Source organism: Devosia limi DSM 17137 (assembly GCF_900128975.1).
Classification (GTDB): domain Bacteria; phylum Pseudomonadota; class Alphaproteobacteria; order Rhizobiales; family Devosiaceae; genus Devosia; species Devosia limi.
Genome location: NZ_FQVC01000001.1, coordinates 319,654 through 333,133 on the forward strand (window position 1 = coordinate 319,654; position 13,480 = coordinate 333,133).

11 protein-coding genes are annotated in these 13,480 nt (G+C 62.6%); 5 read left to right on the forward strand and 6 right to left on the reverse strand.

Annotated features, from left to right (window positions below; all coding sequences use genetic code 11):
* Position 1 precedes the first annotated feature (1 nt).
* The 3 genes from BUA69_RS01430 to BUA69_RS01440 are packed head-to-tail and all read right to left on the reverse strand — an operon-like array spanning position 2 to position 3,215.
* Positions 2 to 379: a Na+/H+ antiporter subunit C gene (locus tag BUA69_RS01430; RefSeq protein WP_046136189.1), complete on the reverse strand. Its 378-nt coding sequence runs from the start codon at positions 377 to 379 to the stop codon at positions 2 to 4.
* Entirely contained in the window at positions 379 to 801 is a 423-nt protein-coding gene (locus tag BUA69_RS01435) for an MnhB domain-containing protein (RefSeq protein WP_046136188.1), read from the reverse strand. Before BUA69_RS01435 ends, BUA69_RS01430 begins: the two co-directional genes overlap by 1 nt.
* Positions 798 to 3,215: a putative monovalent cation/H+ antiporter subunit A gene (locus BUA69_RS01440; protein ID WP_046136187.1), complete on the reverse strand. Its 2,418-nt coding sequence runs from the start codon at positions 3,213 to 3,215 to the stop codon at positions 798 to 800. The genes BUA69_RS01435 and BUA69_RS01440 overlap by 4 nt, the downstream gene beginning before the upstream one ends.
* A 299-nt stretch (positions 3,216 to 3,514) precedes the next feature.
* Here BUA69_RS01440 and BUA69_RS01445 point away from each other — a divergent pair, with 299 nt between their 5' ends.
* The 3 genes from BUA69_RS01445 to BUA69_RS01455 all read left to right on the forward strand — a co-directional run bounded on the left by BUA69_RS01445 (position 3,515) and on the right by BUA69_RS01455 (position 7,168).
* Positions 3,515 to 5,602: a S9 family peptidase gene (locus BUA69_RS01445; RefSeq protein WP_046136186.1), complete on the forward strand. Its 2,088-nt coding sequence runs from the start codon at positions 3,515 to 3,517 to the stop codon at positions 5,600 to 5,602.
* A gap of 285 nt (positions 5,603 to 5,887) precedes the next feature.
* Positions 5,888 to 6,493 (forward strand): superoxide dismutase, encoded by a 606-nt coding sequence (locus BUA69_RS01450; RefSeq protein ID WP_046136185.1) that lies wholly within the window; start codon positions 5,888 to 5,890, stop codon positions 6,491 to 6,493.
* Between the two features lie 150 nt (positions 6,494 to 6,643).
* Positions 6,644 to 7,168 (forward strand): response regulator, encoded by a 525-nt coding sequence (locus BUA69_RS01455; RefSeq protein ID WP_046136184.1) that lies wholly within the window; start codon positions 6,644 to 6,646, stop codon positions 7,166 to 7,168.
* 73 nt (positions 7,169 to 7,241) lie between these two features.
* Here BUA69_RS01455 and BUA69_RS01460 read toward each other — a convergent pair whose 3' ends face one another.
* The gene (locus BUA69_RS01460) at positions 7,242 to 7,799 is read right to left on the reverse strand and encodes an LOG family protein (RefSeq protein WP_046136183.1); all 558 of its coding nucleotides are present in this window, start codon (positions 7,797 to 7,799) and stop codon (positions 7,242 to 7,244) included.
* Positions 7,800 to 7,801: 2 nt separating this feature from the next.
* Positions 7,802 to 9,298 (reverse strand): helicase HerA-like domain-containing protein, encoded by a 1,497-nt coding sequence (locus tag BUA69_RS01465; protein ID WP_046136218.1) that lies wholly within the window; start codon positions 9,296 to 9,298, stop codon positions 7,802 to 7,804.
* Positions 9,299 to 9,414: 116 nt separating this feature from the next.
* Here BUA69_RS01465 and BUA69_RS01470 point away from each other — a divergent pair, with 116 nt between their 5' ends.
* Together BUA69_RS01470 and BUA69_RS01475 are read left to right on the forward strand one after the other, a co-directional pair.
* Positions 9,415 to 10,737 carry a TIGR03808 family TAT-translocated repetitive protein gene (locus BUA69_RS01470; protein WP_046136217.1) on the forward strand — a complete coding sequence of 441 codons (1,323 nt, stop codon included), beginning with the start codon at positions 9,415 to 9,417 and terminating at the stop codon, positions 10,735 to 10,737.
* Positions 10,738 to 10,922: 185 nt separating this feature from the next.
* A complete protein-coding gene (locus BUA69_RS01475; protein ID WP_046136216.1) occupies positions 10,923 to 12,392 on the forward strand; it encodes an MDR family MFS transporter in 1,470 nt (489 codons plus the stop codon).
* Between the two features lie 76 nt (positions 12,393 to 12,468).
* Here the strand turns inward: BUA69_RS01475 and BUA69_RS01480 are convergent, their stop codons facing one another.
* Positions 12,469 to 13,473, reverse strand: a complete 1,005-nt coding sequence (locus BUA69_RS01480; RefSeq protein WP_046136182.1) for an asparaginase — start codon at positions 13,471 to 13,473, stop codon at positions 12,469 to 12,471.
* Between the last annotated feature and the right edge of the window lie 7 nt (positions 13,474 to 13,480).

Consider the following 13,480-nt stretch of genomic DNA (forward strand, 5'->3'; position numbering starts at 1 on the left):
GTCAGTAACTCAGTGGCGGACGCGGCGAGTCTTCCGGCTCGGCCACGCGCATGGTGTCGGTATTATCGGCGTCGAGAGACTGATAGGCGCGATAGGCCAGCACGAGCAGAAAGCTAAACATGGCAAAGCCGATGACGATGGCAGTCAGAATCAACGCCTGCGGCAGAGGATTGGCAATCGGGCCATCGGGCTGATCGAGACCGGTGGGCACGATCGGCGCAACCTCGCGGGTCAGGCGCCCAGCGGTAAAAATCAAGAGGTTAACCCCGTTTCCGAATACGGTCAGCCCCAGCAACATGCGGATCAGCGAGCGCGACAGCAGGAAATAGCTGCCGGTAGCGATGAACAGTCCAACCACAATGGCGAGTACAAAATCCATCAGATGTCGCCCCCCTCGCCTTCCAGCGCCAGCGCAATGGCCGAAATGGTGCCGAAAACCACCAGATACACGCCAATATCGAAGATCATGGGTGTCGACAGCGGCAGCACGGTTTCGCCAAGGTCGAGATAAAGCCAGATGCTGGTCAGGAAAGGCGAGCCGGTGAACAGCGACATCAGACCCGAGAGCCCGGCGATGAAGACGCCAAACCCGGCAATCGACAGCGGATCGACACGGATCGCGGCGCGGACCCGCTCCACTCCGCTCGACATGCCGAAAATGGCAATCGCCGAGGCTGCAATCAGTCCGCCGATAAAGCCTCCGCCCGGTTCGTTATGCCCGCGCAGACAGACATAGACGGAGAATACCAGCATGATGGAGACGATCAGCGGCGCGATGGTGCGGAAAATAACCGTGTTCATTTTGCCGCCTTCAGTGCGCTCTTGCGCTGTCGTTTGGCCACGTCGGGGGCAAGTGTGCCGGGCTTCTTCTTCCCGCGGATCAAGGCAAGGATGGCGATACCGGCAGCCATGACCACCGAGATTTCTCCCAAGGTATCGAAGCCGCGATAGTCGACAAGAATGACGTTGACGATGTTGTGGCCATGCGCAATCGGCACGCTGGTGGCCGTGAAGAAATCCGACATGCGCGGATCGAGTGTCCCCGACAGCACCACCATCAGCAGCAGCGAGACGCCGGCACCGCAGACGATCGCGAGCGTCCCGTCGCGGGCCCAGTCCTCGAACTGGCGATGGTCGCGTTCGTCCAATCGTAGCCGCGTCATTACCAGGGTCAGAATGACCACCGAGAGGATTTCAACCATGAACTGGGTGAAGGCCAGGTCGGGCGCCCCGAACAGCAGGAAGATCAGGGCCACCGCCGTACCCTGCACGCCCAGCGCAAGGATTGCCACCAGCCGGCTCGACGCGGTCAGCAAAGCGCCCAGCCCCAGAACTGCCAGCGCGATGACGCCCCATTCGTAGATTCTCAGGTCAGGCCAGCTCAGCTTGGCCGACCAGTCGCCCAGTTCATGGGTCGGCAGCAGCACATCCATGCCGCCCATGCCCAGAACCGGCACCATGACAGCCAGCGCCAGGCCGGCAAAAACCACGACCAGATAAAGCTCGAGCTTGCCGTGATGGAAGAACCGGGTGACGGCACCGGAAAACCGGATCAGCCCGAACATCACGCTGTCAAAGCCCTGATCCAACGTCCAGCCAATGGCCGCATCCAGGCGCCGCAGCGTGGTGCGGATAGCGGCCATTTGAAGGAAGACCAGCACGCCCAGCACCCAGGTCAGCACCGAGAGCCAGAACAGAATCGAAGTGGGCTTCAGCGCGAGGGACAGGTGGCTCTCGACCGCGACATCAAGCACGGTGGAAGCCGCCGGAACCACAATGTCATGGGCAAACCAGTCGGTCATCACCGCCACGCCGATGCCAAGACCGCCCAATACCAGCGGCCCAATCAGCATGGCGATCGGTGCTTCATGCGGCGATTTCGGCGTTGTCGCCAGCGGCCCCAGGAACGGCTTGATCGCCAGCGCCATGGCCACCCCGGCCAGCAGCGCATTGCCGATCACCAGAACTGCCAGCAGCAGCCAGCTCCGCCAGTCAGCATCGGCCAGCGCCAGATACATTTCTTCCTTGCCCAGATAGCCGAGAGTCAATGGCAGGCCAACCATGGACAACGCGGCCAGCGCTGCGCCGATGAAGGTCAGCGGCATCTTGTCGGACAGCCCGCTCAGCAGCGTAATGTCGCGCGTGCCGGTTTCATGATCGATGGCGCCAGCGACCATGAACAAGCCGGCCTTATAGAGCGCATGAGCGATGAAATAGACCACCACGGCGGCGATCGCCGCTTCATTGCCGAGCCCGATGAGCAGCACCAGCAGACCCAGCGAAGCAATGGTGGTCTGTGCCAGCATTTGCTTGAGATCGGTCTGGCGGATGGAGCCCAGGGCACCCCAGATCAGCGTTACGCCACCGAAGGAAACCAGCGTGACCGTCCACATGTCGGTGCCGCCCAGAAACGGCGTCATCCGGGACAGCAGGTAAACGCCGCCCTGAACCATGGTGGCCGAATGCAGGAATGCCGACACCGGCGTCGGCGCTTCCATCGCATTGGGCAACCAGAAATGCAGCGGGAACTGCGCAGACTTGGTGAAAGCGGCCATCAGGAACAGGATCAGCACCAGCGGATAAAGCCCATGCTCGCGCATCCCATCGCCCAGGCCGCGCAGCCCGCTGATCTCCCAGGTACCGGTCAACTGCTGCACGAGGATCACGCCGAGGAGCAGGCCCATACCACCTATATTGGTGATCACTAGTGCCTGGATGGCGCCGCGTCGCGCCGCCTGGCGGGCATGATCGAACCCGATCAGCAGGAAGGAGGTGACCGAAGTCAGCTCCCAGAACATAAACAGTGCCAGCATGTTGTCAGCCAGCACCAGCCCCAGCATGGCGCCCATGAAGGCCAGCATGAAACCGAGGAAACGCCCCTGGTGCGGATGGCCGGCAAGATAGGAGCCGGCATAGAGGATGATCAGCGCGCCAATGCCCGAAATGGTCAGTGCAAAAGTCAGGCTCAGGCCATCAATGAAGAATGACAGGTTGAGCCCATAGGATGGCACCCATTCCAACGACGCCTGCACAAAGCGACGCGATGCTATGGGCTCGATAAAGCCCAGCAGGAAGATGAAAATGCTGGCTGGCACCACAGCCAGCACCCAGCCGGCATAGCGCCCGGCGAAGCGGTGTACTACGGGGGCAAGGGCTGCCGCCAGGAAAGGCCCGAGTGCGGCCAGTGCTATGCTTGCGTCAAGGGAAGGTCCCAATGGGCTCGCTCGCTCCAGTCATTGCCGACTCTCAGGCCGGCTCCGTTTTGATGGCGCCAACTTAACCATCAGGAGGGTGGGAACAAGCCAAAACGGACCAAAACCGACGCCCGTCCACTGGCAATCGCTCGGTCCGGCGCCCTGCCGATCCCGCGCCCAACGCCCACGTACAACTAAAGACTCAGTCGCCCCTACCCCTCGCATTCACCCCCACCACCACTTACATCTTCCCCAGCCCTCCCCAAACGCGTCGCGCCCTATTAGGGTCGCCCGCGCCTGACACCAATTCGGATCGATGCATGTCCAAGTCCACTCCGCCACTTGCGGCCCAGAAGCCGCACTCTGCCACGTTCCACAATATCGTCCGTGATGATCCCTGGCATTGGTTGCGGGCGGACAACTGGCAGGAGGTGATGCAGAAGCCAGAGACGCTGGATCCGGAGATCCGCAGTTATCTCGATGCAGAGAACGACTATTTCGAGGCCGAGTTCGGAAAGCCCACCGCGGCGCTGCAGGATACGATCTACAAGGAGATCCGCGGCCGCATCAAAGAAGACGATAGCGGCATTGCCAGCCCCGATGGTCCATGGGCCTATAATTCGCGCATGCTCGAGGGCAAGCAATATCCGCTGATCGTGCGCACGCCGCGCGATGGCGGCCCCGAGACGGTGCTGCTGGACTGCAATATCGAAGCGGGCGACGACTATTTCGGCTTCGCCGGCGCCGAGCATGACCGCTCGCACCGCTATCTGGCCTGGGCCGCCGACCGCGCCGGCTCGGAATATTACGACATCGTCATCCGCGACCTCGATACCGGGATCGACAGCGCCGAAGTGATCACCGAGACCGCGGGGAGCTATGTCTGGTCCAATGACAGCGAGGCGATCTACTACACCGAGTATGATGACAATCACCGCCCCTACCGGGTGCGCCTGCATGTCATCGGCACCGACCAGGCCAATGACGCCATCGTCTTCGAAGAAAAGGACCCCGGCTTCTTTGTCGGTGTCGGGCGAACCCTTTCGGACAGGTTCATCGTCATCGACGCGCATGACCACCAGACGTCGGAATGCTGGCTGATCGATGCCGAGCACGGCGGGGCTCCGCGCCTCGTCGCACCGCGGGTCGTCGACCGCGAATACGATATCGATGAGCGCGATGGCCTGCTCTATATCCGCACCAATGCCGATGGTGCCGAAGACTTCAAAATCGTCACCGCGCCAGTCGCTGCGCCCAGCCACGAGAACTGGGTCGATCTGGTTGCCCATGAACAGGGCGTGCTCATCCTGGACAGCACCGTCATCAAGAACCACCTGTTGCGCCTCGAACGCCATGAAGGGCTACCGCGTATCATCGTGCGCGACCTGCGCACCGGCACCGAGGAGACCGTTCGCTTCGACGAGGAGGCCTATTCGCTCGGCATGTCCGTCGGGTACGAATTCGACACGGCGACATTCCGCCTGACTTATTCCTCGCCCACCACGCCGTCGCGCACCTATGATCTCGATCTCGATCTCGACAGCGGCACGCGCACCCTGCTCAAGGAGCAGGAAGTGCCCTCTGGCCACAACCCCGCCGATTACGAGACCCGGCGCCTGTTCGCCACGGCGCCCGATGGCGAGACGGTGCCGGTCACCGTGCTGTACCGCAAGGGCACCAAGCTGGATGGCTCGGCCCCGGCCCTGCTTTACGGCTATGGGGCCTATGGCATGTCGATGCCCTCGGCCTTTTCGATCTCGGCGCTGTCGCTGGTCGATCGCGGCTTCGTCCACGCCACCGCCCACATCCGCGGCGGGATGGAAAAGGGCTACCGCTGGTACGTCCAGGGCCGGCGCGAGAACAAGCCCAATACCTTCACCGATTTCATTGCCGCGGCCGAAATGCTGATCGAGCGGGGCTACACGTCCAAGGGCAAGGTCGTTGCTCAGGGCGGCTCGGCCGGTGGCATGCTGATGGGCGCCATCGCCAATATGCGTCCCGATCTATGGGGCGGCATCCTCGCCCAGGTGCCATTTGTCGACGTGCTCAATACCATGCTTGATGAGACCCTGCCGCTGACCCCGCCGGAATGGCCCGAATGGGGCAATCCGCTGGCTTCGGCCGAAGATTACGCCCGCATCGCCGCCTATGCGCCCTATGAGCAGGTCGGCGCGCATGACTATCCGCCGATCTTTGCGCTGGCGGGGCTCACCGATCCGCGCGTGACCTATTGGGAGCCCGCCAAGTGGGTGGCCAAGCTGCGCGCCACCAAGAGCGGCACCAGCCCGCTTTATCTCAAGACCAATATGGGCGCGGGCCATGGTGGCGCCTCGGGTCGCTTCGACCGGCTGAAGGAAACCGCGATGTGCTATGCTTTCGCGCTCCACGCCGTCGGCCTCAAGGCCTGATCTCCCAATTGCCCCGGCGGACGAACGGTCATTAAGATAGAGACATGACCCGCACTTCGTCCGCCGCGCGGCCGCAGCCCGTGGCGTTCAGCGCGCCCTGCCGGCCAACCGTCGGCGGGTATGTGCCAAAAGTGAGGTCCACATTCCCGGCGGCGCTGCAAAAACCTAGCTCTATGTGCGGCCGCCCGGGAACGATCATTGGTGTAACGAATTGTTCTGTCGTCACAATCGGCTTATAGCTTTGCGCGGAAATTTTCAGTGACGACCCCATAACGGAGGCTACTCATGTCCACCAAGTTCACCCTGCCGCCCCTGCCTTATGCCTATGATGCCCTGGGCCCCTACATGTCGGCCGAAACCCTCGAGTTTCACCACGACAAGCACCATCAGGCCTATGTGACCAATGGCGAGAAGCTGCTCGAAGGTTCAGGCCTGGAAATCCTGGCGCTCGAAGACATCGTCAAGGAATCCTATGGCAAGAATGCCGGCCTGTTCAACAATGCCGGCCAGCACTACAACCACGTGCACTTCTGGAACTGGATGAAGCCAAATGGCGGCGGCAACAAGCTGCCGGGCGCGCTCGCGGCCAAGATCGACGAAGATCTGGGCGGATTCGACAAGTTCCGTGCTGATTTCATCGCCGCCGGCACCACCCAGTTCGGCTCGGGCTGGGCCTGGCTCTCGCTCAAGAACGGCAAGCTGGAAGTCTCCAAGACTGCCAATGGCGAGTCGCCGCTGATTCACAATGCGCATCCGCTGCTGGGCGTCGACGTTTGGGAACACTCCTATTACATCGACTACCGCAACGCCCGTCCCAAGTACCTTGAAGCCTGGTTCGACAATCTGGTGAACTGGGAACACGTCGAACTGCTGTTCGAAGAAGCCCGCTAAACGCTTCCAGCCATTGAGCCCGCCACGCTTCGCGTCGGCGGGCTTTTCTATGCAGCCGATTTCCCCGGCTTCCTGTCCAAATCCAGCTACGCCTCTTTATCTGGCGACCCGGATCATGTTAGCGGGTTGTTTACTATTGGGGAAACGCTGTTGTCCGAAACGAGCAAGGTTGTCGCCGTAATTGCCGCCACACCGGCCCTGTCGTCCATATTGACGATGGTCCTGGCCGGCGACATGCGGTTGCGCGTGCACCTGTTCGATGATGAAGCGCAGCTTTTCGCTTATATGCGCACGGCCCCGGTCGATATCCTCGTTTGCGATTTCGACCGCGAAGGTCGCCCTGCCTATGAAATGGTCGAGGCTATCCGGCTGGACTACAGCATCATCTCGCAAGACGTGCAGGTCATCGCACTGACCCGCGCCATCACGCCGCCAATGCGCCACCAATCGATCAGCGCCGGCATCGACGAAGTGATCATCAAGCCAATGTCGCCGCGCCACCTGCTTGGCCGTGTCCAAGCCCGCCTGATCCCACGCCCATCGATCTCGCCCCCCAGCGGCTATCGCGGCCCCGAGCGCCGTAACCGCCTGCCGATGTATCCGCCTATGCCCATCCCGAATCGGCGCTTCACCGACAACGTGGTGCAGCTGTTCCCGGATCACGTCGAAGGCTAAGGCGCGCGTTCCGACACAGTCTTCGGTGTCATGCCAACGCCAGCGGGAGCCAGTCCGCATCTTGCAGGCAGCCCTATCGCGCCTCGTGCACCAGCCGGCTGACGCGACTCCACATATCCTCGATCGAGTCGGAGAACTGCACGGCGCGCTCGTGTCCGGCCAGGCTGTGGGACAGCACATCGGCTGCGAAGCCACGCACGGCATCGTAAGCGCGGTGCCGGTTGAGCATAACCACAGGCGCATGCTTGCCCAGCGCCCTGCCGGCGGCCCAGGCGCCAAACAGGCCCGAAACCGACGCCAATGACCCCGGCAGCGCCACATAGGCGTCGGCCATTTGCCCAATCCGCGCCATACGTTCGGCTCGATCGGCAACAACCTCCATCGATACCCCCGCCAGCGCCTGTGGCAGCATGACGGTTGCGTCGGCAATAATCAGCACGTCGCCACCCGCCGCCCGCGCCGCGGTAATCAGCGGCACCGGTACGACGCCGCTTTCGGCGAGGCAAACGATCCGCGCCCCACGCTTGGCCAGATAGGTGCCGGCCTGGCTCATGATGCTTGAGCGTTCGGGATCTCCGGGGCCCTTGTCGGAGGCGAATACGGCAAGAACCGGCGCTTCAGCTTGCATCATGCTCATCGTCCGCGCTTCAACCCACCCAGGATACCGCGCACCAGCGCGTCTCCCAGGCGATTGGCCATGGTGCGGGCCAGCGAATTCATCGCGGCCTCGGTCGGTGTCTGCCGCGTCGAGCGACGCGTCGTGGTCGGGCGATCCGCCTGATACCTGCGCTCGGCGGCCTTGTTGCGCTCGTCCTCGATGCGCTGGCGTTCCTCGGCTTCCTGCTTGGCCCTGGCCTTGCTCGCCAGCACTTCAAAGGCCGAATCCCGATCGATCACGGTGTCATAGAGGCCCGCCACCGGCGAATTGGCGATAATGGCGCGACGCTCCTCGGGCAGTAGCGGCCCCACTTGCGCCGATGGCGGCCGGATCAGCGTCCGTCCGACCATGGAGGGAATACCCTTGGCTTCCAGCACCGACACCAGCGCCTCGCCGATCCCCAACTGGGTAATGGCGTCCTCGGTCGAGAAGGCTGGATTGGGTCTGAAGGTTTCGGCAGCGACGCGCACGGCCTTCTGCTCGCGCGGCGTATAGGCCCGCAATGCGTGCTGCACGCGGTTGGCCAGCTGCGCCAGCACGGTTTCGGGAATGTCGACCGGGTTCTGCGTGACGAAATAGACACCGACGCCCTTGGACCGCACCAACCGCACCACCTGCTCGACCTTGTCGATCAGCACCTTGGGGGCATCATCAAACAGCAGGTGAGCCTCGTCAAAGAAGAACACCAGCCTGGGCTTTTCGACATCGCCGACTTCCGGCAATTCCTCGAACAATTCGCTCAGCAGCCACAACAGGAATGTGGCGTAGAGGCGCGGCGAGCGCATCAGTTCATCGGCGGCCAGGATCGAGATGAAGCCCTTGCCGTCGCGGTCCGTCCGCATCAGGTCGGCAATTTCCAGCGCGCGTTCGCCAAAGAAATTCTCGGCGCCCTGCTGTTCCAGCACCAGCAGCGCGCGCTGGATGGCGCCGATAGAGGCGGCCGAAACATTGCCGTAGCGCGTCGAGATTTCCTTGGAGCGTTCCTGGATTTCTACCAGCAGCGCCCGCAGATCCTTGAGATCGAGCAGCAGCAGGCCTTCATCATCGGCCAGCTTGAAGGCGATATTGAGCACGCCTTCCTGTGTATCGTTCAGATTGAGCATGCGGCTCAGCAGCAGTGCGCCCATTTCCGAAATGGTCGCGCGGATCGGATGCCCCTGGCGACCGAACAGGTCCCAGAAGATCACCGGGAACACGTCATCCTTATAGTCATCGAACCCGATGAGCTGCGCCCGCTCACTCTGCCAGCCCTGCGCCTTGCCCATCTTGCCGACGCCCGACAGGTCGCCCTTGATGTCAGCGGCAAAGACCGGCACGCCAGCAGCCGAAAAGCCTTCGGCCATCACCTGCAGCGTCACCGTCTTGCCCGTGCCGGTCGCGCCGGTGACGAGGCCATGGCGATTGCCATATTTGAGCGCGAGATATTCGGGCTGCGTGCTGGCCCCGAGAAAGATCTTGTCGTCAGCTAGCATGGCGCGACCCTTTTTGTGTTGGTTCTTATTACCGTCCGCATCCCTCAGGAACAACTCGTAACTCTGTTTTCCATTGCCAATGGCCACGACCGTCTCGGCGCGGCACAATGGTCGTCATGAGCCAGCTATCCCGACCCAGTCGCCGCCATATCGTTGCCGCCCTCCTCGCGCTGCCCGTCTTTGCGCCGCGTCTGGCGCAGGCGCAATCGAGCCTTGATGCGACAAGTCTGGGCGTGGTCGGCGATAGTGGCGCGGATCAGAGCCCCGCCCTGCAACTGGCGCTGCAACAGGCAGCTGCGGCTGGCCAGACATTGCGCCTGCCCCCGGGCGTCATCAGCGTCCGCAATATCGAAGTTCCCGGCAATATCATCGTCGAAGGTGTTCCCGGTCGCACTCGGCTGACGGCCCCCGTCGACACCAATGCCGCTGTCATAGCCGATCGTGGCAATGTCGTGCTGCGCGATATCGACTTTGCCGGCGGCAATAACGGACTGATCATTGAGTTCAGCGACGACATTGCGCTGGAGCGCTGCAGCTTCCGCAATAGCGCCATCGGCGTCGCCATCACCGATTCGGGCGTCACTATCATGGACAGCCGGTTCAGCGAGCTGGACGACGCCGCCATTCATGCCATGGACAGCCGGGGCCTGCTGATCACCGGCAACCGCATCGATTATTGCGGCAATGCCGGCATCCGCATCTGGCGCTCCCAGACCGGTCCGGACCGGTCCATCGTCAGCAATAACCGCATCGCCAATATCGACTGGCGCGACGGCGGCAATGGCCAGAATGGCAATGCCATCAATATCTTCAGGGCCGACGAAGTCACCGTAGCCGACAATCACCTGTCCGATTGCGCCTTCACTGCCGTGCGCCTCAATACAACCAGGAACACCATCGTCAGCGGCAATGTCTGCCTGCGCTCGGGCGAAGTAGCGATCTTTTCCGAGTTCGCGTTTTCCGGCTCGGTGATCGCCAACAACCTCATTGATGGCGCCGCCACCGGCATTTCCATCACCAATCTCGATAGCGGCGGGCACCTCGCCACCTGCACCGGCAATATCGTGCGCAACATCACGCCCACCTCGCCGGTCAATCCCGACACCATGCCGGTCGGCATCTTCGCCGAAGCCGATACCGCCATTACCGGCAACACCGTCCAGACCGTCCCCGGCGTCGGCATTGCTGCGGGTTACGGGGCGTTCCTGCGCAATGTTCTGGTCGCCAACAACGTGGTTTCCGCCACGCGCATTGGCGTCGGCGTCAGCGTCGTCGAGGGCACCGGCCCGGTGCAGGTGAGCGGCAATCTCATCCACGCCACCGAGCATGCCATTGCCGGACTTGCCTGGACCGATATCGTCGAACCCGATCTTGCGACCAATGCCGGCCGCTTCGACAATGTCAGCATTTCCGGCAATAGCGTGGGTCTTGCGCCGTAACGCATAGCCCAAATGCCGAACAAGCTCTTGTCAGTGCACGAGCGCTCCCTTAACTCAGCATAGCATTTCGCGTCGGCCTGTCGTTTTGACGCGTGCCCATCCGTCTTAGATTTTGAGCCTTCGCGTCCGTCACGTCACGGGCGCACGACGGCGCCACTGTTTTTCGACCTTGCTTGCAGGATATCATGACCACCGACACCGCCAATTTCACCGCGCCCGCCATCGACGCGGACACCGCCTCGCGCAACAAGCTGGTCATCGCCATCCTGCTCGTGTCGGCGTTCATTGTGATTCTCAATGAAACCATCATGGGCGTCGCCCTGCCCCACCTGATGGCCGACCTGGACATCACCGCCAGCGCTGCACAATGGTTGACCACCGCCTTCATGCTGACCATGGCCGTTGTCATCCCGATTACCGGCTACCTGCTGCAGCGCCTCAATACCCGCCCCGTCTTCATGCTGGCCATGTCGCTGTTTTCGACCGGCACGCTGATCTGCGCGATCGCGCCCGATTTCGCGTTCCTCGTCGCCGGCCGCGTCGTGCAGGCCTCCGGCACCGCCATCATGATGCCGCTGCTGATGACCACCGTGATGAACCTGGTGCCCGCAGAATCGCGCGGCAAGACCATGGGCAATATCTCCATCGTCATCTCCGTGGCCCCCGCCATCGGCCCGACCATTTCCGGCCTGATCCTGGCGGTGCTGGACTGGCGCTGGATGTTCCTGCTGGTCTTGCCGATCGCGCTGGGTGGCCTCGCCCTGGGGGCAACCCGCATTCAGAATGTCACCACCCCCACCAAGGCACCGCTAGACCTGCTCTCGGTCCTGCTTTCGGCCGTTGGCTTTGGTGGCTTCGTCTATGGCCTGTCGGGTCTCGGTGAGGCCGCCTCGCATCCATCGGCTGTTCCGGCCTGGATCCCGCTGGTTATCGGCATCGTCGTCATCGGCCTGTTCGTGCTCCGTCAGCTCGCGCTGCAGAAGCAGGATCGGGCCCTGCTCGACCTGCGTACCCTGACCTCGAAGAACTTCAGCATCTCGGTGGCCCTGATGGCTATCGCGATGATGGCGATGTTCGGCGCCATGATCCTGCTGCCGATGTACCTGCAGAACGTACTGGGCCTGACCACGTTGCAGACCGGCTTGCTGATGCTGCCCGGCGGCCTCGTCATGGGCCTGTTCGCGCCAGTTGTCGGTTCGCTCTATGACAAGCACGGCCCGACGGTACTGCTCGTGCCCGGCACCGCGCTGGTGAGCCTGGCGCTCTGGGGATTGAGCCTTGTCGATCAGCACACCCAGTTCTATTGGCTGCTGGCCGCCCATCTGGTGCTCAGCGTCGGCCTGTCGTTGATCTTCACGCCACTGTTCTCGGCCAGCCTGGGCTCGCTGCAGCCGCGTTTCTACTCGCACGGCTCAGCGATGATCGGCACCACCCAGCAGGTCGCCGGCGCCGCCGGCACAGCCCTGTTTGTGGCGCTGATGACCTTGCAGAGTACCAGCCTGGTTGCTGGCGGTGCAGGGACCGTAGAGGCGCTGGCCGGGGGCATTCGACTGGCTTTCACCGTCGGCGCCGTTATTGCAATGTTTTCGGTTGTCGCGGCTCTCTTCGTCCGCAAGCCCGAGGGCGAAGGCGCCAGCGGCCATCACGGCCACTAAGCGCCAGACGAAGGGCTGATAGCAACAGGCGCGGCCATCCCCGGCCGCGCCTGTTGCATTTCCGCCGCCGGAACGATCAGGCCGGCATGGTCACCCGCAGCACCCCGACCTCGGCGCCACGCACGCTCTTGATTGTTTGATTGGCATAGCGGGCGAGCACTTCGCGCTGCGCCGCATCGGGCTCGGCGATGGCCAGCAGCAGCCCCGCCAGCATGGCCTGCGAGGCGTGCATGTCGCCATCGTCGCATTTGATCGCATAGCCCCAGCCCTTGTCGCGAATGGCGCCACATTGCACGCCCTGCGCGCCGATCTTCTGCATCACCCGGCCGTTGAAGGCCTCCATGATCCGCGTATCGGCATGGCCGGTTCCAGCCACGAGATGGGGGTGTTTGGTGGCGGCGTCGAACAGGCGGCGGGCTGCCGCCGCATATTCGGGCGATAGACCGGTTCCGGTCGCCATGCGCGCAAAACCATAGGCGAAAGCCCGCAGCGGCGCAGCAAAGGTGGGGATAGAGCAGCCATCCGTACCGCATTTACCTTCACTCAGCGGTTCGCCGATCACGGTTTCTACCGCAGCGCGGACCTGCTTTTGCACCGCATGTTCGCGCCCGACATAGCCCGCGGTCGGGACGCCCATGGCAAGCGCCACGCTGAGCATCCCGGAATGCTTGCCCGAGCAATTATTGTGCAGGGGACTTGGCTCCACCCCCGCCGCACGCAACGCGTCGCGTGCCGCCGCATTGGTTGGCGCGTGCGCGCCGCATTCCAGATCCGCAACCGAAAGGCCCAGCCGGCTCAGCAGGCCGGCAACGCCGTTCACATGCACGTCTTCGCCATGATGGGACGCGCAGGCCAGCGCCAGTTCTGCATCGGAATGGTGGAATTTCTCGTCGGCGTGCTGCGCAAAGATCGGCAATGCCTGCATGGATTTGATGGCCGAACGGGGGAACACTGCCCGCTCGATATCCCCTGCTGATGCAATGATGGCACCGTTCGCGTCGACGACGACAAAAGCGCCGCGATGCAGGTTCTCCACCCAATTGCCACGCACGACTTCAGCCAGAATGGGATTGGCAGTCATATCAAAA

Coding starts and splice junctions, on each gene's coding strand:
- BUA69_RS01430 (WP_046136189.1), bottom strand. CDS start 379: ATGGATTTTGTACTCGCCATTGTGGTTGGACTGTTCATCGCTACCGGC.
- BUA69_RS01435 (WP_046136188.1), bottom strand. CDS start 801: ATGAACACGGTTATTTTCCGCACCATCGCGCCGCTGATCGTCTCCATC.
- BUA69_RS01445 (WP_046136186.1), top strand. CDS start 3,515: ATGTCCAAGTCCACTCCGCCACTTGCGGCCCAGAAGCCGCACTCTGCC.
- BUA69_RS01450 (WP_046136185.1), top strand. CDS start 5,888: ATGTCCACCAAGTTCACCCTGCCGCCCCTGCCTTATGCCTATGATGCC.
- BUA69_RS01460 (WP_046136183.1), bottom strand. CDS start 7,799: ATGATGCAAGCTGAAGCGCCGGTTCTTGCCGTATTCGCCTCCGACAAG.
- BUA69_RS01465 (WP_046136218.1), bottom strand. CDS start 9,298: ATGCTAGCTGACGACAAGATCTTTCTCGGGGCCAGCACGCAGCCCGAA.
- BUA69_RS01470 (WP_046136217.1), top strand. CDS start 9,415: ATGAGCCAGCTATCCCGACCCAGTCGCCGCCATATCGTTGCCGCCCTC.
- BUA69_RS01475 (WP_046136216.1), top strand. CDS start 10,923: ATGACCACCGACACCGCCAATTTCACCGCGCCCGCCATCGACGCGGAC.
- BUA69_RS01480 (WP_046136182.1), bottom strand. CDS start 13,473: ATGACTGCCAATCCCATTCTGGCTGAAGTCGTGCGTGGCAATTGGGTG.